Raw genomic sequence first — 24,013 nt, 5'->3', positions numbered from 1 at the left:
TTTGTCTGTTGTAAGCCAATGTTAATGAGCCGTAAGCAGCCCTTGCCTTAGAATCTCTTAGAGAGGTATCAAAGCTCAAGCTCTCAATATCCTTAGTATCGTTATCATAAGAAGCATGATCACCTGGGTCTTTGACGAAGGCAGTTTTGTGCCTTCCACCAAAATCACCCAAGAGGATGTGTACAGCATTGTCACCGATTACATCGGCAAACCCATTGCTGCCTATAACGGAGTGGGGAACCTTGTTTGGGAGGTGGAATACGATATTTACGGCAATATCCGCAGCCAAACCAAAGGAGAGCAACACTTCATGCCTTTCCGTTACCAAGGACAGTACGAAGATGCGGAACTGGATGGCTTAATGTACAACCGTTTTAGGTATTACGATGGAAACAGAGGGATGTATATTTCCCAGGATCCGATTGGCTTGGCGGGGAACAATCCGAATATTTATGGGTATGTCAGTGGTAGAGTAGATGCCTCCAAAGTTTGGGGTATCTCCACCATAAGTCATCTACTCTTTCCCGTATTCACCACAAGCCCGCCAAATCATCTGTTCTTTTGCGGGTAAATGAGCGAGAAATTGTATTTTAGTAGCCTGCAATTCTATAAATAGCAAAAGTTCTATGATAAAAATAATGGCTTATATCTTGGGGGGCGTGTTGGTTTTTGTGTTTCTTTATCAAAATGAGTTCATCAGAAACCGGGTAGCCAAATTGTTATTGCCGGCTGCCTATAAGGAATACCGATACCTCTCTTCCAATACAGTTGCTTCGGAAAACTATGAGATCAAAAAACTGATATCCGGAAATGCAAGCCAGTATTTCTTTGACAAAGAACTTAAAAACTTTATCATCCGGATAAGAGATAATAAATTATGGAAAATCAATGAACAGGGAGATGTGGAGGACTCTCTTTCCACAAGCGCCCATTTGACTACTTCAGGACTCATCTTCGAAGAGGATTACTTTATAGATTGGGTGGTTAGCGGTAACAAATCCCCGCAACCGTATCGGGAAATCCTTGATGCGGATAGCCTTTCAAGTGCCGATGTAGAGGCTTACTTCAACAATGCGGCAGTGATTGATTTTGGGATGGACTATCCGCAGCGAAAAGGGAAATGTTATTTGAAAATAGAGGGGCATTGGATCGTGTTGGAATTTACCAAGCGGTTTGAGGAGTTTAAGCAAGATTTTGAGAAGGGCTATTACACCGTTGAGTTTAAAGGGCAAGCTCCTAAAAATAACGAGCGCATAGAAGTGCTGAAAATTAATGCGGTCTTCCCTTTTTATCATTGGGAAGACCCTGAAAATCCGCTTCATATACAGTATTTCATAGAGGAAACCTCCCAATCAAAAAGCTTTTACGATATCAATAATACCAGTCGCTCCGGCTGGAATGGGACGGGCTACTTCCGGCTCAATTATCATTCGGAAACTTTGTATTTTAAAGCTTATACGTTCAAACGTGGTATTTTTGAATACGCTCCTTATTCCCCGGATATTTCGATATATCAATTGAATTCGGGATATGGGGTAGACTTGACTTTGATTGAACTTTATAAAAGAGGGAATACCAAAAGGGATTACTCTGAGGTAGGGGTGTATGTATTGCGAAAGAAAAACAAAGAGTAGAGTTGTAGGTATTGAGAAGAATGAGATGTGTATTGTATGGGCCTATGCACCGGAGAGTTTGACAATTATACTTGAAAATAAAAAACGATGAGCCGGTCAAAAAAGAAAAGTAAAATCCGGAGTATGACGACTGCCTCTTCCGAAAAACAAGATAAAAGGGAAGCGAACCGAAAGTTGCGCAGGGTAGTGAAGCAAAAAATAAACAACAGTGAAGAAGCAGTGCTGCCGGAGTTGAGAGAAGTATCCGATATATGGAACTTTAACAAAGACGGAAAAACGTATGACTCTGCAATGGGTGCCAAAGAAATGAGGAAATAACAACGCCAATCATTCAAACTAAAGCCAACAATGAACCCTTCGATTTTTGTAATTCTGTTTTTATGCTTTTCCATAACAACCCCGTTCAAGGAACAAGCTGATTTGCCCGAAACAACCTCTGTAACACCACAAACACTTGATGAAAGAAAGGAATTGGAAAAGGTCGTCAAGGCTATTTTTCAGCATCTCAAAAACAAAGAGCTGGACATACTCAACCAACGCTACATACACAAAGAGTTGGGCTTTTATGACGTATACCGTATTGGAGTTGCCGATTTATTTCAGATCAGAAAAGAAATAGAATACGTGGAAGGAGCGTCCCCTTTGTCGCTTTATCATACCCTTGTTGGAGGAATGGAAGGATATGATTCGGTACCCGGAATCGCATATGCGTATGTGGAGTTTGATTGTGGCTCATTCCTCTGGAATCAAGAAGGACTGTTTATTTCCGGTCGTCTTAATTATCCTTCCATTACTCAAATTATGACGCATGCGGAAAAATACGAAGATGTCCGGTATACTCCCGAAGCATATGCACAGGCGAAACAAATGGAGGAAAACAGTTATCGAGTCGTCTTCACCCAAGCGGATATCATTTTTTACCTAAGCAAGATTTCGGGGCGTTGGTACATTCGCTTGGTCGACCGGGTTACTACCGATTGTAGTGCGTAACATAATGGAAGGGTTGCCTACCGGTTGTTTATTCCACACACCTCAGTAACCTTTGGTCAAAAAGAATAACAGGTTTTTCAAAATATTCTTGGAGAGCCGAGGGATTTACCTAGTTTAGGTCTTTTCACCTAAACCAAAACTGAGATGAACGAAAAACTATCCAAAGAAGTAAAATTTCTTAAGATCTACTCCTTCGTAATTACTGCTTTACTTCTTACCCTGTTTTATTTGGTACTCCAACCTCAAACCAACAATTCCCTGGAAGAACTTACGGTAGAGCGGATCAATGTAGTAGAAAAAAACGGAGATTTAAAATTGGTCATTAGCAATAGTGAACGGCAACACAACGGCATTATCAATGGAGCCGTCCTGCCTGAAAGGGAGAGACCGGCAGGCTTAATCTTTTTTAATTCCTTTGGGGATGAGTGTGGCGGCTTAGTGTATGACGGTAATGAAAATGAAGCCGGCATGGTGCTTTCGGTAGATAAATTCCGGGATGACCAAGTAATGCAGGTTCAATATATGGAAAATACCAAAAACAAAAAGCGAAAATACGGACTGCAGTTGTGGGATTATCCCCAAGAAAATAGTGTAGAGGCCCGTAATAAGAGATATAAGGAGATACAAAACATCCAAGACAAAGAAGCCGTGAAAAAAGCATATGCACAAATGAAAGAAGAGGGGTTGGTGGCAGAAAACCGTTTGTTTTTGGGAAAGAATTTTAACAAAGACGTAGGCTTGTTTATCAATGATGAGAAAGGCAATCCGAGGATTAAGCTTTATATAGATGAAGCCAACACTGCCAAATTGGAATTTTTGGATGAGAAAGGGGAGCCGGTTCAAGGGGGAGCTACAAACTAAACTTTCCGGTGATTATCACAAGGCCCATAGAGAAAACAAGCGCTTTGTAAAAGGTTAACGGATTTTCATTTTGAAGAATGTCACATATCTATTACCTTATACTTACTTATTGATAGGTATTTTAATTGATAGCAAATAAATTGCCATGGTGAAAGAAAGTAAAGTAATCATCTATGGGACCGGGAAGTTTGCAGAGTATGTCGGGTACATGATAGACAAGGATAGTATATATGAGGTTTGTGCTTATTGTATAGAGAAGGGGTATCACAACGGGAAAGAACATATTAATGGTAAAGCGGTAGTAGGATTTGAAGCGTTAGAAGAGTGTTTCCCCCCTGAGAAGTATCAATTGTTTATTGCGATTGGTAATAATTATGTGAGAAAGCGGCTATTTGAGAGTTCCAAAAAGAAAGGTTATACTTTGATACGGTATGTTTCTTCGGTCGCTTTAATTTGGGAAGAATTGGTTTGTGGAGAGAATATCTTTATCAGTGATAATTCTGCTATACAACCTTTTGTCACTATTGGTGATAATACAATTATTATTGGTTCCAAGATTGGCCACCATTCCAAAATCGGCAACCATGTACTTTTAAGTGCATGCTTTTTGTCCGGGAGTGTGACTGTCGGAGAAAGCTCTTTCTTGGGCATTAATGCTACCGTGAAACAAAATACGGTGATTGGCAATAACAATATTATTGGAATGGGATCTGTCATCACCCATAACACCAAAGATTGGGAGGTTTATACGGGAAGCCATGCAACCCGGAAACGTATGGTTTCTGCGGATAGGATAGAAAGTAATTATTTGCTGTAGTCGTAAAACCAGTGTACGATACTTTGGTACTGTACACTGGTTTCGTATATAAGTATGGAGAAAACCTCGACTAATCCACTATTCTCCAGAAGAAGGCATACTTCTGCTTTACTTTTTGTACCAGTCCTTGTTGCTCCAGTTTATTCAAGGCGGAGAGGGTTTCGGCCTCGTTTTGATCCAAAACAAAAGCAATTTCTTTGGTGGCTAAATACCGGTATTTCTTAAGCAATTCCAGTTCGTTGAACGGGATGGGCTGAGGGTTTACCTTATAGCCTACGGTTCTCTCCAAAGCAAGTTCATAATTTGCATATCCTGACATACCGGAGATTTTAAATCCGGTTCCTTCCGTACCCACAAAAATAAAGGTGGGGAATCCTCTTACCCCCATTTGCCGGCCGGCCAGCATTTCGCTATGAAAGCTTTGCTTTACCTGTTCGCTGTGATAGTCGGTTTGGAATTGGGCTTTGTCTCCGTCACAATCTTCCACGGCTTTGAGGAGCACGGGTTCTTTGGTGATGTTTTTTTTCTCTAAAAAGACCATTTCCCGGATTCTTCGCAAAAAGTCCAGGGCTTTCTCTTCTCCTTGTTTTTGCATGGCCTTAAAGGCGATCGAAGGGGGAAAGGAAGAGCTCAAAGGATCTTCCAACCAAACGTCCCCGTCAATACTCATTCCGGTGTGCTCTCCTACTTCGTCCCAATGGGGAGCTACATCGCTGGGTTGGCCAATGCCATTGGCTTTGTCCGCAAAGCCTTCCCAGCCAGGCAACAGGCCTCCCATTTTGTATTCGATATCTACATAATCCCCGTATTCCAGTTTGAATTTTTTCAACTCCGGCTCAATGGCCCAACAAGCCGAACAAATAGGATCGGTGTAGTAGATCAGTTGTACTTTTTGCGGTTTGTTCAGGTGAATTTCTTCAAGAATACCTTCACCGGAGGGAGCGCATACTCCTGTTTCTATATCACAAGAAAAGTTCTTTGGATCACTCATTTTCTTATTCGGTTTAGTTTGAGAATGGCAGGCTGAAGCGATTGTCAGCAAGAGGATTCCCAGTATGTGTTTGGTTATTTCAGGGCTAATCATCTCCTCATTATTTAAGACAATGATATCACCTATGTATACTTTTAGCAAGTAGTCACTTTTTTCATACCTTTACCCGAAAAGCAGACTTTTGGTCAAAACCAGGGACTTATGAGTGAAAATTTATTGGACAATAAATGCCCCATGCGAGCCACGTTAAAAGTGATCGGGGGAAAATGGAAGCCGTTGATCCTTCAACAAGTCAATGGAAAGGTGAGCCGGTTTAGTGAGCTTCAACGGCAAATTCCCGAAATTACCAAACAAATGTTGACCAAAAGCCTCCGGGAACTGGAAGAAGACCAGATCCTTCAACGCAAGGTGTACCCGGTAGTTCCGCCCAAGGTAGAATATTCATTGACCGAGCGGGGCAAATCCCTGATTCCTATCCTCGAAGTGATGGCTTCTTGGGGAGCCGAACAAATCCTGAGCACTTAATTCGTACAAGTGACATGTTGCTACAAGCCCATTCGATTATGCTTTCTATTACTACCCGGTACTCCTTTTAAAAAATGAAAAAATGGAATTGATTAGTAAAATGTTAATTGGTTTAATTGCAGGAATTCATTGTTACATCTTATGGTTTGAGATGTTTGCCTGGAATACCAAAGGAAGGAAAATCTTCAAACGTTTTCCGGCTGAATTGTTCGAGTCTACGAAAGTGCTGGCAGCCAATCAGGGGCTTTACAATGGCTTTTTAGCCGCAGGGCTGATCTGGACTTTTTTTATTGAGAATCCGGAGTGGCAAACGAATGTTTCTCTTTTCTTTTTGGGTTGTGTCTCGGTAGCCGGTTTGTATGGCACAGCAACAGCCGATAAAAAAATCTTTTTTGTACAGGCACTTCCCGCATTACTTGCCTTGTTTGCTGTCATCTTAAAATAAGGATGTAAAGACATTAGCATTTTAACATTGAAGTGATTTAAACTTATAGTTTTTGACCGAAAATAGAATCAAAATCGGCTCATCAAGGCACTTTTTGGAGAGAATAGCCAAAGCTATTGTTGAAAAAAGTAACACAGAGGAGGCGTTTTTGAAACATTTTTTAGGAAAAAGAAAAAGTTTAATTCACTTCATTATTGGAATATCACTTTGAAACGCATGGGAAGGACCTGTTTAAAATAGGCGACTATTGAGAAACTGACAGGGTAGCAATTGGGATGGTGGGCCCTTTTGAAAAGTAGTTAGTTTATCTTTCCATATTAGATTTCAAAGAGGGGGGTAGCGTATTACATAGCTCCGGAAAACCTTGCTCCGAAAGGAAGTGAACTACCCGGTGAGGCAAGTTGGGGAGTGGGATTAAATTGATTTAGCCAAACGGGAAGAACTATTCGTGGACCATTTGCGCATCATTCCTGCCGCTTTAAAGTCCCCAATAAGTATAAAATTGCCCCCGGACCGGACTTTACCCGGCCAATTTCCCAATCGAAGGTATCGTGACCGCGGACCTGTTTGACTAAGGCTTCCATTTCTTTGACCGAATACGTTCTTAAAGAAGAGACAAGGCCATCCCACCAAATGAACATAGGCACCAGAGGCAACAAGTAGGTAAAAAACAATCTGCCCAATTTAAAAGGACGGATAAAGGGAGTGGTAAAAAATACGGTCAGAGGAGAGAAGAAGATGGGTAACATACTCGGAATGCTTCTTTCCTGGGCTTCGAATACGGCAATGGCACTTTGACTGTCCACCGCATTTTGCAAAATTTTACGGGCATCTTCCGGGCGGAAATGGTGCAAGGAAAGAAATTGTGTCCGGAGTCCTTTCAAATGGCCGGGCACTTTGCGGGCATCCACAGAGGTATGGATGTATTCAAAAACAGCAGATTGCCTTTTGGTAAATTCAAAAGCATCCAGATTGGGAAAGTAATCCGTCAGAGTAATTTTTAAATCCGGGAATTCCGCTTTCAATTGTTCGCTGATCCATAGCAAGCCTCCACCTCCCCCCGAAGCCAGGTCGATGATTTGGTGCCGGCCATTCTGCTCAATTCCTTTTTTAAGAACCGGGATAATGGGTTTGTACATCTGTGTTTTATTGGCCAGAAATTGCAAAAAATCCGTTCCGTAGTTTCTTAGATTATCCGGAAACCAAGCGAAATCTTCAAATTCAAAAAGATGGATACGGGGCATTTTGAAGGATTACTGTAGGGTGAAGAAAATCTGAATTTTATATAAGCTAAAGGATTTTTGGATGGAAGTCAAACGAATGATTTGAATATTTCTCATTGAATGTGGGATACCGGCCAACTACAGGTGATCTATATTGACCTTTTGAATTTTACCCTATACGGTATTGTGATTCCGTATCCGTTTATTCCCTTGCTTTCATGATTCTTCTTACCTTTAATGGAGTGCCCATCACTCTTTCTTGCTGAAATATTCTTTGATCTCTTCCACATATTGAGGGTCACTCATACTGATGCTCAACAGCCCGGAGGGAATGACTTCTTGAATAACCGGAGCAACGATGACCTTGTTATTAACTACCAGGCAGACCTGTTTTCCCAGGTTTCTTTGAGTAAATTCCTTAAATTTCAAGGTGCCTGTTTCATTGAGTTTAAAAATGAACCTATAGCTACCACCTTCATACGGAGAGTCTTCTTGTTGTACACTTTCGAAGTCCGCAAAGGAAATACAGGTAGAGGGGTTTAAAAGATAGGTTTGTTCAGGATTGTAAGAAGTATATTCTTTCCCCTGGTTAGCGATTTCGTAAATGCCTCCTTCCTTACCCGGGTTGATTTTCATAAGAGGGTATTTCCTGCCACATCCCCATAAGAGAAGAAGACTTGTGAATACGATTAGGATTTTGGTTTTCATTTTTTCTGTGGTTACTTGATTGTATTGCAAAGTGAAAATAATAAGGATTTGTATTGAGAAAACTACTATATATGTTTGAAATAGATAGGTTAAAAGTTCCAATTATTTGTCAATTGTTCAATCAATTTGGAGATTTTAAGTTGCTTGTATTTGTCCATCCAATCTTCCGGAATAATTCCAGTACCTCCTAAAGACCCGATGATTTGGCCGGTCATAGAGCAAACCGTATCCGTATCCCCCCGATTTTGATCAAGTCAGTCATCAAGGTTTTAAATTCTGTTTTACCGATTTGTTGTGCTGCGAATATCGCAATAGGGACGGCATCAACGACATACCCTGTTGACGGAAATCTTTTACCTATTTGTAGAATTGACATTTCAGAAAATTTGCTAAAAGCTATCAATCTGTCTTTCACCCTTGTATCCGGTAGCTCTGGTAAGATCAAGTCTATCAGATCAGTATCTCCCTTCCATTTACCCTTAATTGCATTCAAAATAGCATAGTATATCGCTAATGCCCCTGTATAGGCCTCGTCATTTTTATGAGTGATGTTGCTGACATCTTTAATTGCCAGTCTATCGACTTTTTGTTTAAAAGCCAGAGGCGCTATTTTCATTGCTGCCCCATTGCCCGCTGCAAACTCTCCTGTACGGCCTACCAAGGCCCAATGTCTTCTCTTAAGGCCTTTAATGTACTTGCCCCCAGCCCTGTTAACATGCCGTTGTTATACCATTCCAGGAATTGTTGGGCAACCCTTTCCGGATGAATTTTTTGCGAGTCAAAAATGGCTTCGCAAGTTGCTACAGTTAATTGTGTATCGTCCGAAATAGACCAAACAAAGTCAAAATGAACTTCTGGGTTCGATTTTGTCCCTTCAAATTTTCCCCCAATTGCATTGCCAATAGTTCCACAGATCAAACATCCTTTTAATCGGTCTTTTAATTTCATATTTCACCTTTTGGGCTGGAAATTCCCATTTCAGGAACCTCAGTGTATCATTTTCAACACTCGATGGAATGTCAAAAATTCAAGAGGCTAAAGTTGGATCCAGAGATAATATAAAAAACACCTTCCGGTAATTTAAAAAACCGGAAGGTGGGGGAGTGATCATTGACTTGTATTAGGGTTTGGTCTTTCAGGAGTTTTTGGGAGGGCCGAATTGTCGAATAATAAAGGCAACATCTTTGGGTTTGAAGAGGCGTTTGCCTTTCTCAAAGCCCAGTTCTCTTAGCATTTTGCGCATGGTGGGCAAGCTTACTTTGTACATCATGGCTAGCTGTGACTTGCTGATCATTAGTTCTACAGGGTTTATTGAAAAAATGCTTGTCAAACGGCTAAAGGAGTGATGTATACTTTATAAGTATTGTAAGGTATATAATTAACCTTGCTTTGCCCGGATGGTTTGGAGCTTCGTTGATTTTTTATTAAAAATATTAGTGCTATGATAAAATTCCATACTGCCGGATATTTTGAAAACCGGAACAGAGGGAAAGGCAATATTAGGACAGGTCAGTTTGAAGTAGACACTTCTATGCTTGACGGCACTATGTCAGAAAAATGTCCGGCAGGATTGTAAAAGGCAGGCTGCCTTGTTAATAGCCCGGGAAAGCTTGACATGTTTGAGATAATTCTACAACTTAAGGTAAACAACTGACTATTCCGTATTGAAAAGGTGTTTAGTCCTTCTTGATTGGATGTGAGAGCTTATACATTTATTGCTTTACCCTTCATTCTTAAAAGATAGTCCTTATGAAATTAGGAGCATTTTCCGTAAGTCTGAGTGTCAAAGATCTGAAGACTTCTCAGCAGTTTTATGAAAACCTGGGCTTCCGGGTCTTGGCCGGTGACCTTGAGCAAAATTACCTCATCATGAAAAACGAGAAGGCCTTGATCGGGTTGTTTCAGGGAATGTTTGAACACAATATCCTCACCTTTAATCCGGGTTGGGACGAAAATGCCAATCCCCTCGATACGTTTGATGACATCAGGGAGATTCAGCGCCAACTTAAAAGCAAAGGAGTTGCTCTGGTAAATGAAGCTGATGAGCAAGCTTCCGGCCCTGCAAGCTTGATGGTCATCGATCCGGATGGGAATGCCCTCTTGATTGACCAACATATATAGTACCAACAGGCGATTGGCTTTATAAGCCTCAAAGAAAGGTCTTTTGTTACTTTGGTGAATAGGTGTTCTGTATAGGAAATATCCTATAAAACTGTTCCGCAGCCAGAGGAGTACCGCTTCTGTAAACACTCTCCCCAAAACGTGATTTGTGGCAGTTTTTCCAGGTGTTTTTCAGATATTTTCACTTAACGGACTTTTTCACTTATTTTCACTTAGCGAGCGTTCGCAAAATTTTTTTTTTCGAGCGCTCGCTAAGTGAAAAGCTATCTGAAAATAAATGAAAATATCTGAAAATAAGTGAAAAGCCTATTGACATGAATTGATTAAAGGGGTATCGTTGTGGTTTTAATATTTTTCACAAACCTTTAAACAATTAATGAATTATTCCTTGAATTTATTGACCAGTACATCGGATTGTGATGTAGTGATCACCAAAACAGAGGAAGAGGTGTCAAACCTGGAATTTAAAAAGCTGGTGTTGGAAAGAAAGAAAAAGTCCTATTCCCAGCGCCTTGCAAAAGTCCAGACGGAACTGTTGGAAACCCAAGCCGAATTGGATACCATTAGTTCCTTGATCGGATCCTTGGAAGGGCAACTAAAACAACAGTATGAAAGTCGGAAGGCTCTTTTGGAAGTGGAAAAGGTCCGGCTCGAACAACGTTTGGTCAAGTTAGGTCCTACGGCACTGTTGGTCTTAGAAGCCGAGGCCGAATTAGTACAACGGCAACTCGATGAGTTGAATGCTTTTCACTCACAAGTGGCCACTCACAAAGGTACTTTGTAGGTCCACCGTACAGGTCAGTAATCAAGCCTCCTTGTGTGCAGGAGGCTTTTTTCTTCCCTCGGTTGAAACGGGGGGTGGTATTAGCTCATTGTTTTCTGTTCGATCGCCCGTATAAAACCGGTTTTGGCATCTGCATAGTCATTCATATGTTCCCATTCATTTCCGGCTAGTTCCATTTTTAACGCATGGTAACGCTCCCGGTCGTGTGCGTGGGTTCTCAAATGATCTCTGAACTGTAAATGCCTGTCCCAGAATTCGGTGCCAAGTGCTACCATATGGATATGGTGGGTCCGTACTCCATTCTCTTCCTTGAAGAAGAATCTGCGGTAGGGCATTTCATCTTCATACTTCGAAAGGTACACGTAGCCCAGGTTTTCGATGGCGGAAAGATGTGTATTGGCTGTTTGAAAATCTTTTAGCCCGATCATTATATCGATGATGGGTTTGGCGCCTAAGCCTTCTACCGAAGTACTTCCAATATGCTCGATGGTCAGCCCAGGTTCCTTGATTGCATTTAAAAGAAGCGCTTGCTCTTTTTCAAAAGCGGTTTTCCAAGCCGGGTTATAGGATTCAATAATGATTTTCATTGAACTTAGCTAAATTGTTTAAATCAATTGTAGTCATCGGGTGACTGTTCTTGTATCGTTCGACCCAAACAAGAGGTGCTTTTGGCAGTCACCCGGTGGCTTGAGTGTTACTTCCGTTCGTCTTTCCAGACCAAGGTCTTTTTGATTTCCTCTTTGAATTCAGGGCAATTGCCATCGCCTTGTCCGGTAAAACCTCCGTCAGGAGCGCATACTTCCTGGCATTCTTCATCATAGAGGAAGTTCATCTGGTCACAACAAGGGGAGGTGATGTAGAAGTACGTTTTGTTGTCTACTTCCCATTTCCAAATCTCAGCAGGAGGGTTACGTAGCTCTTCCTTTTGGATTTCTTTGATTTTGCCGGCTATACAGGATGGAATGTCTTTAGATACATCCGAACCGGAGGAATTACAGCCTTTCATTGCTAACAGAAGTCCGGTTAAAAAAAGAAAAGTAATTTTCATACAGTAAGATTATTGGGTTGTCAATGGTTTCTTTATCCGTGTAAAGGTACAAAAAATCGTAACGGTAGGGGATAAATGTATTTAACCCGGCATTTTCCATTGCTCAAAATACTTGATAAATATATTTGCAATATTCCGGGCATCATCAATCCCCCGGTGATGGGTACCTGTCAACTTCATGTTTTCGTTTTGCAAGGCATTTTTCATCCCGATGGCTCTTCGTAACTTTTTAAACTTTGCATATTGATGTTTCAGGCTAATATGATTTTCTAACCAACCGGTAGAAAGCCCGTGCAACTGGCAGTCGCTTTCGAATTGTTTCTTATCGTAAAAGCCCCAGGAACATAATACATATTCCTCTTGGCCATAACCTATCCATGTTTGGAATTTTTCGAGAGCTTCTCCAAAATACGGAGCCTGGTCTACATCGTTTTGTCGGATAGAAGTGAGTTCTTTGCAAAAATCACTTAAACGGGGATGTTTCAGTGGTTTGACGAATTGTACGAATTCGGAAACGGTTTCTTTCTGCTCGTTGACCAACACCGCACCGATTTCGATGATCTCATTATGATGTGAGGTTGAGCCTTCCCAACAGGTGGCTTCCAAATCCAGAACTATATAATTCATAGGCTGTGTTTATTTTTTGTCATGGTTTATTCGATAAAATAAAGTGGGCTTTCCCTCCATCTTCCGTTCGCCCAATGCTTTCCTATGAAGTCTTTTTACAAAGATTTATTAAGTTTACATGGGCTTTGTCTGTACTGGCGATCAGGTAGTTGAAAGTTAACTGTTCAAAAGCATATCGAATAATTTTCGGGAGGCTTCTGTGGCATACCCTTTCCCCGTAAATTCAGGTAAAAAAGCGAATAATAAGGGAGGTTGAATCTCCTGAAAGGAGGTCCATAAACCTATATAGCCCACAAAGGTATTGCTATTTTGCTCAAATACCTTCCAAAGTCCCCATTTGTTCTTAGTAAAAGAGCGTTCATTTTCTTCCGGAATCTCCCGGGCCGTCTTTTGAGAAATGATCTGACCGTCCCAAAGAAACTTCCGCACAAAGGGATTTGTGTTGATGGCATGGAAGAGAGTCAGGTCTTGGCTGGTAAAGGGCATCAAGCGCAAATGCTGGGTTTTCATGCCTGCCACTGTTTAATGAAACATGTAGGAGCCGTTTTGTGCAACTGTCACTTTGGGCAAGGTATGCGTATTTTCAAAATGATCAAAGCCATCTTTCAGGTTTTGCCAAAAGCTTGTCAGAGTTTGGCGGGTTGAGTAGCGCTCGCGCAAGGCTTGTAGCTTTTGTTCGTTCAGGCGGGCCGGGAAAATATGCACCGGGATTTTGTGCTGACCATTGTTCTTTGCTTCCACGGCAAAGAGGTATAGTTCTTTGATTTTATCGTCTGTGACCGGGATACAACCAATAGTGATGCAATTTCCATGGATGAAAATATGGTTGCCAAGGCGTTGCTGCACTCCCAGGATTTTGTCCGAGGCATTGGGGTAGTTGATACCTAAGGACAAATAAAATTTACTCCAGGGATTGAATTGGTTGATATGATAAAACCCTTCGGGAATTTGCAAATCTCCCTCCTGTCTTTTCGGACCCAAATTGCCGGATGTAGTGCAAAAATCATAACTAGTGATCAATTGAAACTTCTCATCCGTTTTATTCTTTCCCCATAACTCCAAGCACTTTTCACTTTTGAATGCCCGGATAAAAATTTCCAAATGCTTGCTGTCAAGTCCTTTGTTTTTGAGGAGGGATTTGACCCGGTTTTCTTTTTCCAGATAGGCTGTCCGTACCCGGGAGTATTTCAGTTGTTCTGTTTTAAAACTTGTTGCTTTCCAAAAGAAGAGGCCAGCAAATAGCGTGAATAGGAGAATGCTGATTTTCATTTTTGTATATGTTAGAACAGAAACGGTTCATTTGTCGAGTTTTAAAAGGAAGGGGTTAGTAGTTTAAAAGCGGCAAGTAATAGTCCAACTTGGCTCTGTTTAAGGTTTATTAAGGAAGTAATCGTAAAGATGAAGATTATGAATACTTTTTAATTTTTCTTGCGTGGTATCCCTTTGACTTCAAAGGTTTCGATTCGGAATTTGGCCGAGAAAGTTATATTTTGCCCTTTGAACCACCTTCTACTCATACCCTCATTCCAATCAGGCGAATCTTCTATTATTTTACAAATCTTATTTCTCAACTTTTTGATTTTACAACCTGAACAATCTACATCGGTGATGTTGCCATACTTTTCCCTTGTGAATTTTATTGTTTCCCAACACTGTAAGTATTTCTCAATACGATAGCCTGTTGGCATATAGTAAAAAAAGTAATTTGTAAAACCTTCATACCCTCCTCTATAAGTCGGAAGCCTATCCATTATGATAAAAATTTCAATGGAGTCATCTTCTGTTTCTGCTCTTCTAGTTTGGCTGTAAAGAATATTTGAATAAAGTAAGACGATACCAAAACAAATAATTTTTGTGAACTTCATAAGTGGGAAGTAATCTCTTTTTAAGAAAAACATTTCAAGCACGGTTAGCTTTATAACTACTACTCGTTTCAATTCGAAAAATCATTATCTAAAGGGGTACTTTTGATATATTTTTCGAATTTCCGCCATATAATCCGGACCGATTCCGAAGGCGACTTCTACGGTAACGGCTTCCTTGTTGTGTGAAGCGGGGCGCCATTTGGGTGCTTGGTTGATGGTTCTTTTTATACTTCTTTTCACTGCCCCGGTTTTACATTTAGAGCAATTCATAAAAACCAAACACCCGTTTTTTTTTACTTTAAAATTCACCCGTTTCCAGCATTGTAGATAGTCGCTTATGGCGAACCTTCTTTTGAAAGAATTTTTCAGGCAATATTGCAAAAAGGCTTCTTTACCCTTTACCGGAGCCGGTGGTATTTGCACTTTTGTATATTCTTTTTTAGCCGTAGAATATTGGCTGTATACCAGGTTGGAATAACAAAGTATTATTCCTAATAAAATCGTTTTGATCAGGTACATATTTTTACTGGTTGAATTGCCTAATATACACAAAAGAAGGCATAAAAAAGGGCCTTGTGGTTAAAAGCCCTTTCCATAACGGTATCGTCTTGTTGATTTTTTCAGAAAGTGCTCCTATTCCATGAGTTTGATTTTTAAGCACCAGTCTTGTCGGGATACCCTGTCCTGTCCCGGAAATTCTATTAATTGCAGATTCCCTTTTGGGTCTGTGGTGATGCTTGTGGGCTTGGGTAGCCATTGGCCGGTAATAGGGTTGAACCATTCCACAGAGTATTTCTTTTCTGGAACCAGCTCTGTGATAAGAGGAATTTCCGATTGATTTTCGAAATAAAGGAAGCCAAGCTTTTTTGCCGGGGAAACCAGGAAAAAAGCCCATCCGTCCAGGCCGTCTTCCGGAGCTCCGGGCGCTTTGCAAGGAAGGAGCAATTGGCGTTGAGGAGTACAGTTCTGATAAGCTTTTCCTTCCGAGAGTATGAATTTGCCCAAATAAGGCATTTGGGCTGCGGAGGAATATTTTAAGGCTTCCCAAATATAAGGATGGTCTCCTTTGTGTTTGGGTTCTCCGGTGGTGTTGCCGTCATAACCGCCACTGCCATACATATGCCCTGCCAAGCCACCGGACAATACGCTTCCGTACATTTGTGCCCTGCCAAAGTAGTTATCTCTTTGAGAGTTTACTTCAGGGCGTTCTCCGGCAATGATATTAAAGTACTTGGAATCCAGCCCGGGGTAGTAAGGTTCGAGGTTGGCAGCCGGGTAGGGAGGGGAGAGGTGGTAGATTTTTTCGATCATGGGATAAATACGGTGGTCACGGGGTTTGTTGCCCACGGAATGCATGGTAAGCCAAGGAGCATTATCCCCATGGCCAAAAGCATCGTAGGTAGAACCGTAAATCAGGATAGTATGCGGTTGTCCGTAAGGCAAGCCTCCGTATTTTTGATAGTGAACTTTGAGTGCGTCATTAAAGGTTTCGGCACTGAGTCCGAATTTTAGGGTGATCCAATCCAAGTGAATTCCTGTAAAGATGATATTATAGGCCCCGTACCGGGCAAAAATATATTGTACATATCTGACAAAAGTCTCCGGCCAGTCAAAGTATTTTTTCCAGGAAGGTCCGTGGTCTCTTCTGACCGTTTCCAGAAAGGTCACAAAGCCATGTTGGTGAAGGTACTGGATTTTCTTGTCCAGGTTTTGAAAGTATTCCGGATTCAGTTGATTAAAATCCGCAATCACTTCCGATTTGTCCCAAGGCGCAAAGGGCATGTTTCCCTCTTCGTCATGCATGTCTTTGGCGGTGTTCTGGCCATTCTTTTTCCAGGCTTGCCGCACATAAACGGAATCGGCATTCATATGCCGTTGGGAATAACCGTCTGCTTTCCAATTGGGGAAACAAGCGATCATGGCAATGGTATTGTACCCTTGTTTTTTTCTAAAAGCCAAGGCTTCCTCAAAACTGATTCCTTCTTTGGGTTGGTAGTCAGGGTCCGGTTGGATGCCTTTGAAAGGAAAACGCCAGGTAGATGCCGCCCACCAAGTGTCTCCGATCATGAAATAAGGCGTCCCGTCTGCATATTCCAAGGCATGTCCGTTGGCCGTTGGCCGGAGGAATCCGCGGCGATTATAATTGATCTGTTTGTCGGACTCTTTCCAGTCAAGGGCTTTAAAAGTGCCAAACTGTTGGTTTAAGCCTTCGTCATTCTGATTGGAGCCGCTTCGCCATGTCCATTTGCCCGGAGCTGTAGCCACTACCCTGACCCTGAATTCATTCCCGCCATTCCAAAAGCCATAAATCCTTTTTTGAAATCCCGGCCCTGTTAAATCCACCCAGCATTCAACTTCTGTGTAGGGGCTTTGGTAAGCTTGTTTTGCATACAGGGTAATTTCTTTTACTTCATAAAGGTGCAAGGTATTTCTTTGAGAAGGAGCACGGGCTTGAGACTTGGATTCCGGGAAATAGACAACACAAGAGAAGATGTACAGAAGAATGGTAAGTCGTTTCATGGTGTTTATTTCTGGTGAAGTGTGCTGATGTTCAGAGAGATAAAAGTTACGTTTCCCTCTTTACAAATCAAAGAGGGAAACTGTTGGTTTAACTTAATTCTATTTTTAATACATACGCATAGTTACAGGGTTTTTGATTCTCTAAGGATTCCGGGATTTCGACAATTACTTTTTTGCCGTCATAGCTCCATTGAAGAGGGGTGTCTGAGCCCAACATGTTGATTTTCGACTCTGTACCCAGGAACACCGACTCAATGATGACTTGCCGACCCGGCCATTCATTACAAATGACATATACATATTTTTCATCCTTACTTTGGGTAAACCGGAGGTTGTCTCCTTCATGTGATACCAGCCAGGGTTTGGTTTTATAAATCGCTTCTCCGTTGATTTTTAACCATTCACCGATTTCTTCCAGCCTGGTACGTTGATAATCCGGAAGTGCCCCTTTGCCGTCTAAGTTGACAATCAGTAGCAAATTGCCGTTTTCCGAGACAATCTTGACAAACATCTCGATAAACTCATCCATGCTCAGTACATTCTCATCCGTATCTTGCCAGTTGTAGCCGTAGGACTGACTGATACCGCGAATCTCCTCCCATTTATGTACGATTTTGGGTTGGTTGGATTCCAGGGAGTGGTATTCACTGGAAAAAAAATCTCCCACTCTGAACCGTACCCCTTTTCCCATGCGGTCATTGACGGCCACTTCTTTCCGTCCTGCAGCCTGGTTGTAATAGTAGCTTACGATTTCCGGGGTTTTCATATCCTCAATAGGGGTGTCCCATTCTCCATCAAACCAAATCAAATCGGGGTCGTACAGGTCGATAAACTCATTTGCCTGAGGGATGATATAATCGCTGAAAAAATTGTCGACAGGCTTTTTTCCGGAGATTTTACCTTCCATTTCTTTTTCATCAAACGGTACATAAATGGGAGGCACTCCTTTGTTTTCCCAAATACGCACCATGCTTTCCCCATTCTGGATAACCGGGTATTCCCATTCTTCCAAAGAAAAATAAAAACCGAATTTCAAGCCTCTTTTTTTACATGCCTCTACTATCGGTTTGATCAGGTCTTTTTTAGGTCCCATGTCTTTGGCATCTCTTTCGGTAAAGCTGCTGGGCCATAGGCAAAAGCCATCGTGATGTTTACAAAAGGGAACGACATATTTCATTCCTGCCTTTTCAGCCAGTTGTACCAAGCCTTCCGGGTCGAAATTTTCGGCGGTGAACATGGGAATAAAATCATCGCGATGAAAGTCCTCCCCCCAGGCTTTTTTGTGATAGTCGATCCACTCCTCCTTTCTATACATATCGTGTAAGTACCAATCGGGGTACATAGGGCCATCGTCTTCCCGTTGATGAGCCCAGCCGGGAACCGAGTAAATTCCATAATCGATGAACATTCCGAATTTGGCATCGTCAAACCACTCGGGGCTTTGGTGGGCCCGGATGGATTTTAAAGTAGGTTCATACAACTTTTTAGGAGGCTTGTATTGCTCATTGGGCGTACAAGCAAGTGAAAGAACGAATAATAAGACAACTATTTTTTTCATGATTCATAAATGGTTATTAAGTAGATGATCCATAGTTAATCGCTAAAACCCTTGAAGGTTTTTTGAATAGTGAAAGGCCTTTCTATTGCCGTTTTGTGCTGTTATTGGCTGTCTTCCGCTTCCTTTTCCTTTAAGTCCAATAGACCGACCTGGCCTTTTATGCCGGCCTGCGAAATGATTTCTTGATTTTGTGTATTGTTATTGATCAAGACATTACCCCAGGTTTCCGCCCCATCCGCGCATTGTTCTTTGATGCGGAAAATATCGGGGGCAAAGTTGGATAACACGTTGTCCTGTACCAGAATATGAGAGCTATGGTTATCCAGGAAAATGCCATTGACCGGAAAGTCATCTGCCCATGGGCTTCGGCCATAATCATGGACCCAATTGCGGAGGATTTTCGTCCCGGGTTGAGGACTGAGGGTATAGATGGCTCCTCCGTCATCGTGTAGCTGCATTACATGATGGATATTATTAGACCTGATAAGGTTGTCGCTTAACAAACTCAGGTGGTTACCCCGGTGGTTGCCTATTTGTATTCCGGTGTATCTGCCATAGCGGATTTCATTGGATTCCACTACAAGGTTTTCCACGAAGTGGGCAATTACTCCCATGCCATTGGTGTAATGCAAGCCAATATTTTCAATCAGGTTGTTATCAATGCGATTGTTTTTACAGGCCAAACTATCAGGAGGAGTATGTCGCTTATATGTGTCGATAATAATTCCGTTGGCACTGATCTGATCGAGATGACAAGAAACAATTTCACTGTCTTGCACGCCTTTGTTCCACACAATGCCATTGGCTCCTGCCCCGGTAAAGTGGCAATTTTTAATTTTTAAATTCCGGACAAAGGCCGCTTGTACCAAGCCTGGAAAACCTCTTTTCCCATAATACCCCCTTGCTTGAACTCCTTGATTGGAGAGAACCCCTTCTTTACCGGGCAATGTCCAATTGCCATATGCAAATTGTAAGTTTTTCAATGTGAGATTGTAGACAGGGGCCTTGCCTTTTCCATTAATGGCAAAAAGTGTATTCACCCGGGGGTAAACCACTTCAAGGCTATGGATATCTTCTTTGGGGCGAGGTTTATAGTACAAGGTATTTTCTGCTTTGCTTAAATACCATTCCCCTCCCTGGTCTAAAAATTCAATGGAATTTTCAAAGTAATAGGGTTTGCCGGGTTCCATCATAGAAGGGTACAATTGCAGTACATATTCCCCGGTGGGGGGGAGCGGGGTTATCAAAGCTTTTTCTCCTGTGACTTCAAACGAAGCAAGCTTGATCCGGCTATGAAACCAATGTTGGTGCAAGACCAACTCCACTTCTTGGAAGTCGCGCCATGCACTGATTTCGGAGGCATTGACCCAGATGGTTTGTTTGTCAAACCCTAGCACCCGGTAATAAGGGCCGAAATGCTGATCGTTATCCCGGTTGGGAGTTCTGGCTCTGATGGCCATTTTGCCATTTACATATAATTGTCTGAACTCAGCGGATGCCGGAAGTTTAGCCTTGTAAATCCCCTTTCCGGCTTTTTGCCACTTCGTCACTCTTTGCCCCCCGTAGATGCTGACTTTTTCTCCTTTTATGCCTTCAAGAATAATTGTATTAAGTTCATTCCCCGCTTCTTTTTCAGTGAGGTGCCAGGTTGCTGACAAAGCATATTCTCCTCCATAAAATAAAACCCGGATAACTCCTTCTTCACGTTGATTCAAGGTCCGGAGTTTTTCCGGTAAATCCAGTAAGTTGCCAGGTTGCTCTTTGCCGAATTCCTGACCATTACCGGATGGAGATACATACAAGGTGGTTTGTCCGAAAGTGACCATTCCGTTGAACCATATGGTCAGTGTCAAAAGTATTAATTGCTTTTTCGAGCGGAATGACAGTGGATTAATGAGCTTTCGAATGGAGTTTCTTTTTTTGGGTGAAATCTTATGAAGCTTCATAGTCTCTACCGGGTTGATGAAATAAATGTTGTTGTATTTACTGTTTTAGGAGCTTTCCAACGATCAAGAGGCTGACCGGATACCAGTTGGTTTCGGCGAATTTTTCCGGGTTTTGCATTTTGACTCCCTTCTTCCGAAGTTCTGCGGCTTTGTCAATGGTTTTGTCAAGTACCTTTATTTCCACTTTGTGCACCCCCTCGTGGAGTTCTTTTACAAAGAAATTATGTTTTCGAAAGTCTTTGCACCAGCGGTCAAACCGACTGATTTCCTGTTTTTCTCCATCGATGCTTAGCTCGATGAGTCCGGTTTTTGGACCTACACAATCGTAAAACCCCAGGATATGTCCTTTGAAAGAAAACGTCATCACGGCTCCGGGTTGCCCTTTATACACAAGAGGTGGGTAGCCTCCCACAAACGCTTCAAATTCTCTGTTGAGATCTTGCTCTTCCGAAAGGCTTGTCCAGTCTCCTTGTAATTCGGTTTGCGACACTTCCAGCATACGAGCTTGTTGCCAATGGTCTTTTACATAAGGAGAAGGGAGGAAATACTTTTTTTTCCTGGAGTCTTTACGCATTTCGTTCAGGTATTTTACAACGACACTGGCGTATAAGGGATGGCCCGATTCCGTCAGAGGGTGGTAGTTATCATCGGTAAAAACGATGGTCCGGGCATTCTCCTCTGCGGGGGCGGTGAGGGTTAGCTTGCCTTGGGCATATAAGCGGGCAATTTCCATTCCCATATGAATGGACGGAATGCCATAATGCCGGGCAAGTTCTTCCATGGCTTCCGAAGCAAGATGGGGTTTGCCTTTTGCCAAGTCTTCACAAAAAGGAGTTGCAGTAGTATATACCAGGCAGATATCCGTATGAGGAAGGGCAATCCGGGTTTTGCGAATCAGGCCTTCCATGGAACGGAGTATACTCTCCCGGGTTTCACTGGCATCATTGACGGCAAATTCCACAAAAAGCAGGTCCGGCTTTTGAGAAAGTACATCCCTTTCCATGCGAAAGACACCCAAGCCGGAACCTGTCCCTCCAACCGTTGCATCGACCTGATAGAATGCCGTATGGGGAAACGTCAGTTGGAACCAGTGAAAGGTAAGCGCACGCCAGCCGTTTTCCGCTGCGGTAATGCTGCCGCCAATATACCCGATACGGACTTGCCTTTGATGTTCTATTTTGTGGAAGATATTGGGCAGTCCGTTACGTAGATGAAACTCCTGCATTTGAAAGACCGGATATTCTTCCTTAATACCTGATGCTTGAGAGGTTTGTTGCCCCATTGCTGAAATGTATAGACTTGAGGCGGTCAGGAGAAGTATTGTTTGTTTTATGAAGCATTTCATACTGATGTTGATGCAATGGTAAAATATTTAGAGAAGTCTGGAATTGGCTATTTGGTTGGTAGAACAAATCTTTTCAAACGGATTAAGGTCCATCGGTATCCCTGGTTCAGGTTCCTGAAAAAATAAGTTCAAAACTTCCCCTCCTATATAGAAAAGGGCAAAGGGGGCTGTGAAATCAACGGTTGTACAAGGGTTTGTTCTAGCCCCCTTGCTAATTACCTTTTGTAAATATGCCCCTGACCAAGGAGAGGAAGTTAGTTGATTTATAATTGCAAAAAGCGCTTGACAAGCTTGTTTTTTCTTATCAAGGAAAGGAAGGTTGAAGTGGCTAACATTCTTACTTTTCTCTAATTATAGGTACCGACTTATATGTGTTTTATTAACCACCCAACACTCCCTTTCTCTTGCTTCAAGGGAATTGTAGTTTAATAACCAGGGTTTTGTGTCATGCCGGAAACATCAATCTCATAGAGCGGAATAGGCAACAGATAGTTTCGTTCGGGATAAAAAGTGCGGTCTTCTAGCTTGATGAGTTCGGAAGACCAGGTTACTTCACCGGTGTTATAGTTCAAGGAACCCAAAGGGCTGCCGTATACAGGGCCATTCAGTGCTGTAGCACCGATGTCCCATCGTTTGATGTCAAAGAACCTCAAACCTTCCAAGGCCAATTCTACCCTTCTTTCTCTGCGCACCAATGCCTGGGTGAGGTTGGCGGCAGGTGGTAGTCCCCCTCTGTCTCTCAGTTGGTTAATCAAGGTAAGGGCATAGTCGGTATTTTTGCCCAGTTCTACCGCGGCTTCGGCATAGGTAAGATACATTTCCGCCAGCCGGATGACCTGTACATTGACATCGTACAGTTGGTTGTCAGATAATGAAATCGGTTTGATATATTTTTTGATATTCATTCCTGCCCGGGAGGCATTTCCTTCGTTGTGATAATCAGGGTTTTTACTGCCATCCGGTAGAAATTGATCCAAGGCGTTGTAGTACCTGCCATTCCATTCTTGCCCGGTATAGTTCAAGGTCATGGCCAGCCGGAGGTCGCGGTTGGCAAAAGGTTGATCCGGATCATAGCCGGAAGTAGGGTCGTCAATGGGTTTGCCACTGAGCATTTCATAGGTATCGACCAAACTTTTGGTGCCATTCAGAGTAGACCAACCCCCTTCTGTCCGGGGCATAAATAACTGAGGGAAAAAGCGATTGGGAATGAAGTTTTTGATATAGTTAATTTGTAAAATCGCTTCCTTGTTATTTTCTCCGTTACCCGGTAAAAACAGGTTCCTGTAGTCCGGATACAATTCATAATCCATGTCTATGACTTTTTGCGCATCTTCCATAGCTTCTTCGTACATACCCAGGTACAATTCCAAGCGGGCTTTTAAAGCAAGGGCCGCACCGGCAGTAATATGCCCTCCCGATGCAATGTTATTTTGTGCCGGTAACAGCGTGCTGATCTCTGCTAATTCCTCTAAGATAAATTGATTGACTTCCGCAACAGGCGTTCGTGCAACAATGGCATCCGGTGGCAATATTTTTGTGACCAAAGGAATGTCTCCGTAGAACATGGCTTTGTTGAAATAGTCGTAAGCCCTGAGGAAACGGACTTCGGCTTTGTACTGTTCTTTCAGATCTTCATCCATTTCTACTCCGTCAATTTTTATCAAAAAACTGTTATACTTTCTGATTTTAGTGTACAAAAACCAACGGGCTGTATTGGAGTCGTACCAATTGGGGAAATAGGTAGAAGGCAGGAATTGGCCGTTCCCAAGCAATTGCCAGGCAAAATGCTGATCGTAGGCATTGTCGCTCATGGCATCCAGAAAGATAATGTTACTCCAGGTTTCCCACATATTGTAACATCCGGCCAAGGCCAATTCCGCATCTTCTTCGGTCTTCCAAAAAGTTGCATCGGAAACCTCATTTAAGGGCGATACATCCAGGTAATCCGTAGTACAGGCATTAAGTACGATGATAGCCATGTATATGCATATATATTTTTTCATTG

General features: G+C 42.3%; 27 protein-coding genes and 1 pseudogene. 11 read left to right on the top strand and 17 right to left on the bottom strand.

Translation table 11 applies throughout. From position 1 onward, the window contains the following. Nucleotides 1-115 precede the first annotated feature (115 nt). From AAG747_RS27850 to AAG747_RS27825, 6 genes are all read left to right on the top strand, one after another. Nucleotides 116-571, top strand: coding sequence for an RHS repeat domain-containing protein (locus AAG747_RS27850; RefSeq protein WP_346824543.1), 456 nt, complete (start codon nucleotides 116-118; stop codon nucleotides 569-571). Nucleotides 572-626: 55 nt separating this feature from the next. Further along, nucleotides 627-1,634, top strand: a complete 1,008-nt coding sequence (locus AAG747_RS27845; RefSeq protein ID WP_346824542.1) for a hypothetical protein — start codon at nucleotides 627-629, stop codon at nucleotides 1,632-1,634. 87 nt (nucleotides 1,635-1,721) lie between these two features. Next, entirely contained in the window at nucleotides 1,722-1,952 is a 231-nt protein-coding gene (locus AAG747_RS27840) for a hypothetical protein (protein WP_346824541.1), read from the top strand. A 30-nt stretch (nucleotides 1,953-1,982) separates the two neighbouring features. After that, nucleotides 1,983-2,624: a hypothetical protein gene (locus AAG747_RS27835; RefSeq protein ID WP_346824540.1), complete on the top strand. Its 642-nt coding sequence runs from the start codon at nucleotides 1,983-1,985 to the stop codon at nucleotides 2,622-2,624. Nucleotides 2,625-2,768: 144 nt separating this feature from the next. Beyond that, nucleotides 2,769-3,485, top strand: coding sequence for a hypothetical protein (locus AAG747_RS27830; RefSeq protein WP_346824539.1), 717 nt, complete (start codon nucleotides 2,769-2,771; stop codon nucleotides 3,483-3,485). A gap of 145 nt (nucleotides 3,486-3,630) precedes the next feature. After that, entirely contained in the window at nucleotides 3,631-4,302 is a 672-nt protein-coding gene (locus AAG747_RS27825) for an acetyltransferase (RefSeq protein WP_346824538.1), read from the top strand. Nucleotides 4,303-4,372: 70 nt separating this feature from the next. Here AAG747_RS27825 and AAG747_RS27820 read toward each other — a convergent pair whose 3' ends face one another. Continuing rightward, nucleotides 4,373-5,293 carry a DsbA family protein gene (locus AAG747_RS27820; RefSeq protein WP_346824537.1) on the bottom strand — a complete coding sequence of 307 codons (921 nt, stop codon included), beginning with the start codon at nucleotides 5,291-5,293 and terminating at the stop codon, nucleotides 4,373-4,375. Between the two features lie 201 nt (nucleotides 5,294-5,494). Between AAG747_RS27820 and AAG747_RS27815 the strand changes: the two genes are divergently transcribed. Together AAG747_RS27815 and AAG747_RS27810 are read left to right on the top strand one after the other, a co-directional pair. Continuing rightward, the gene (locus tag AAG747_RS27815) at nucleotides 5,495-5,818 is read left to right on the top strand and encodes a winged helix-turn-helix transcriptional regulator (RefSeq protein WP_346824536.1); all 324 of its coding nucleotides are present in this window, start codon (nucleotides 5,495-5,497) and stop codon (nucleotides 5,816-5,818) included. Between the two features lie 82 nt (nucleotides 5,819-5,900). Next, complete coding sequence (locus tag AAG747_RS27810) at nucleotides 5,901-6,263, top strand: DUF1304 domain-containing protein (RefSeq protein ID WP_346824535.1); 363 nt, start codon at nucleotides 5,901-5,903, stop codon at nucleotides 6,261-6,263. Nucleotides 6,264-6,727: 464 nt separating this feature from the next. Here AAG747_RS27810 and AAG747_RS27805 read toward each other — a convergent pair whose 3' ends face one another. From AAG747_RS27805 to AAG747_RS27785, 4 genes and pseudogenes are all read right to left on the bottom strand, one after another. Beyond that, the gene (locus tag AAG747_RS27805; protein ID WP_346824534.1) at nucleotides 6,728-7,507 is read right to left on the bottom strand and encodes a hypothetical protein; all 780 of its coding nucleotides are present in this window, start codon (nucleotides 7,505-7,507) and stop codon (nucleotides 6,728-6,730) included. A gap of 228 nt (nucleotides 7,508-7,735) precedes the next feature. Continuing rightward, nucleotides 7,736-8,194 carry a SecDF P1 head subdomain-containing protein gene (locus AAG747_RS27800; RefSeq protein WP_346824533.1) on the bottom strand — a complete coding sequence of 153 codons (459 nt, stop codon included), beginning with the start codon at nucleotides 8,192-8,194 and terminating at the stop codon, nucleotides 7,736-7,738. 89 nt (nucleotides 8,195-8,283) lie between these two features. Next, nucleotides 8,284-9,142, bottom strand: a pseudogene (locus AAG747_RS27790) (ADP-ribosylglycohydrolase family protein). A gap of 187 nt (nucleotides 9,143-9,329) precedes the next feature. Further along, nucleotides 9,330-9,488, bottom strand: a complete 159-nt coding sequence (locus tag AAG747_RS27785) for a hypothetical protein (protein WP_346824531.1) — start codon at nucleotides 9,486-9,488, stop codon at nucleotides 9,330-9,332. A gap of 147 nt (nucleotides 9,489-9,635) precedes the next feature. Here AAG747_RS27785 and AAG747_RS27780 point away from each other — a divergent pair, with 147 nt between their 5' ends. From AAG747_RS27780 to AAG747_RS27770, 3 genes are all read left to right on the top strand, one after another. Beyond that, nucleotides 9,636-9,770, top strand: a complete 135-nt coding sequence (locus AAG747_RS27780) for a hypothetical protein (protein WP_346824530.1) — start codon at nucleotides 9,636-9,638, stop codon at nucleotides 9,768-9,770. Between the two features lie 173 nt (nucleotides 9,771-9,943). Continuing rightward, nucleotides 9,944-10,315 carry a VOC family protein gene (locus AAG747_RS27775; RefSeq protein WP_346824529.1) on the top strand — a complete coding sequence of 124 codons (372 nt, stop codon included), beginning with the start codon at nucleotides 9,944-9,946 and terminating at the stop codon, nucleotides 10,313-10,315. Between the two features lie 376 nt (nucleotides 10,316-10,691). Further along, entirely contained in the window at nucleotides 10,692-11,099 is a 408-nt protein-coding gene (locus tag AAG747_RS27770; RefSeq protein ID WP_346824528.1) for a hypothetical protein, read from the top strand. A gap of 80 nt (nucleotides 11,100-11,179) precedes the next feature. On the opposite strand, the gene AAG747_RS27765 is transcribed toward AAG747_RS27770, so the two are convergent. From AAG747_RS27765 to AAG747_RS27710, 12 genes are all read right to left on the bottom strand, one after another. Then, nucleotides 11,180-11,686: a GrpB family protein gene (locus AAG747_RS27765; protein ID WP_346824527.1), complete on the bottom strand. Its 507-nt coding sequence runs from the start codon at nucleotides 11,684-11,686 to the stop codon at nucleotides 11,180-11,182. A gap of 107 nt (nucleotides 11,687-11,793) precedes the next feature. Then, nucleotides 11,794-12,147 carry a DUF6970 domain-containing protein gene (locus tag AAG747_RS27760; RefSeq protein ID WP_346824526.1) on the bottom strand — a complete coding sequence of 118 codons (354 nt, stop codon included), beginning with the start codon at nucleotides 12,145-12,147 and terminating at the stop codon, nucleotides 11,794-11,796. 81 nt (nucleotides 12,148-12,228) lie between these two features. Continuing rightward, nucleotides 12,229-12,774, bottom strand: a complete 546-nt coding sequence (locus AAG747_RS27755) for a 3'-5' exonuclease (protein ID WP_346824525.1) — start codon at nucleotides 12,772-12,774, stop codon at nucleotides 12,229-12,231. A gap of 156 nt (nucleotides 12,775-12,930) precedes the next feature. Next, nucleotides 12,931-13,284, bottom strand: a complete 354-nt coding sequence (locus AAG747_RS27750; RefSeq protein WP_346824524.1) for a GNAT family N-acetyltransferase — start codon at nucleotides 13,282-13,284, stop codon at nucleotides 12,931-12,933. Between the two features lie 12 nt (nucleotides 13,285-13,296). Beyond that, nucleotides 13,297-14,043 (bottom strand): L,D-transpeptidase family protein, encoded by a 747-nt coding sequence (locus AAG747_RS27745; protein ID WP_346824523.1) that lies wholly within the window; start codon nucleotides 14,041-14,043, stop codon nucleotides 13,297-13,299. Nucleotides 14,044-14,192: 149 nt separating this feature from the next. Further along, the gene (locus AAG747_RS27740; RefSeq protein ID WP_346824522.1) at nucleotides 14,193-14,711 is read right to left on the bottom strand and encodes a hypothetical protein; all 519 of its coding nucleotides are present in this window, start codon (nucleotides 14,709-14,711) and stop codon (nucleotides 14,193-14,195) included. 12 nt (nucleotides 14,712-14,723) lie between these two features. Further along, entirely contained in the window at nucleotides 14,724-15,158 is a 435-nt protein-coding gene (locus AAG747_RS27735) for a hypothetical protein (RefSeq protein ID WP_346824521.1), read from the bottom strand. Between the two features lie 114 nt (nucleotides 15,159-15,272). Beyond that, nucleotides 15,273-17,159, bottom strand: coding sequence for an apiosidase-like domain-containing protein (locus AAG747_RS27730; protein WP_346824520.1), 1,887 nt, complete (start codon nucleotides 17,157-17,159; stop codon nucleotides 15,273-15,275). Nucleotides 17,160-17,247: 88 nt separating this feature from the next. Then, a complete protein-coding gene (locus AAG747_RS27725; protein ID WP_346824519.1) occupies nucleotides 17,248-18,717 on the bottom strand; it encodes an alpha-L-fucosidase in 1,470 nt (489 codons plus the stop codon). 101 nt (nucleotides 18,718-18,818) lie between these two features. Beyond that, nucleotides 18,819-20,663 (bottom strand): right-handed parallel beta-helix repeat-containing protein, encoded by a 1,845-nt coding sequence (locus AAG747_RS27720; protein WP_346824518.1) that lies wholly within the window; start codon nucleotides 20,661-20,663, stop codon nucleotides 18,819-18,821. 37 nt (nucleotides 20,664-20,700) lie between these two features. Then, the gene (locus AAG747_RS27715; RefSeq protein WP_346824517.1) at nucleotides 20,701-21,945 is read right to left on the bottom strand and encodes an SGNH/GDSL hydrolase family protein; all 1,245 of its coding nucleotides are present in this window, start codon (nucleotides 21,943-21,945) and stop codon (nucleotides 20,701-20,703) included. 488 nt (nucleotides 21,946-22,433) lie between these two features. Continuing rightward, entirely contained in the window at nucleotides 22,434-24,011 is a 1,578-nt protein-coding gene (locus AAG747_RS27710; protein WP_346824516.1) for a RagB/SusD family nutrient uptake outer membrane protein, read from the bottom strand. Nucleotides 24,012-24,013 lie beyond the last annotated feature (2 nt).

The sequence above is a fragment of the Rapidithrix thailandica genome, assembly GCF_039710355.1.
GTDB classification, from domain to species: Bacteria; Bacteroidota; Bacteroidia; order Cytophagales; family Flammeovirgaceae; genus Rapidithrix; species Rapidithrix thailandica.
Note: the sequence above shows the minus strand (reverse complement) of the source record. Positions and strands in the feature narration are given on the sequence as shown.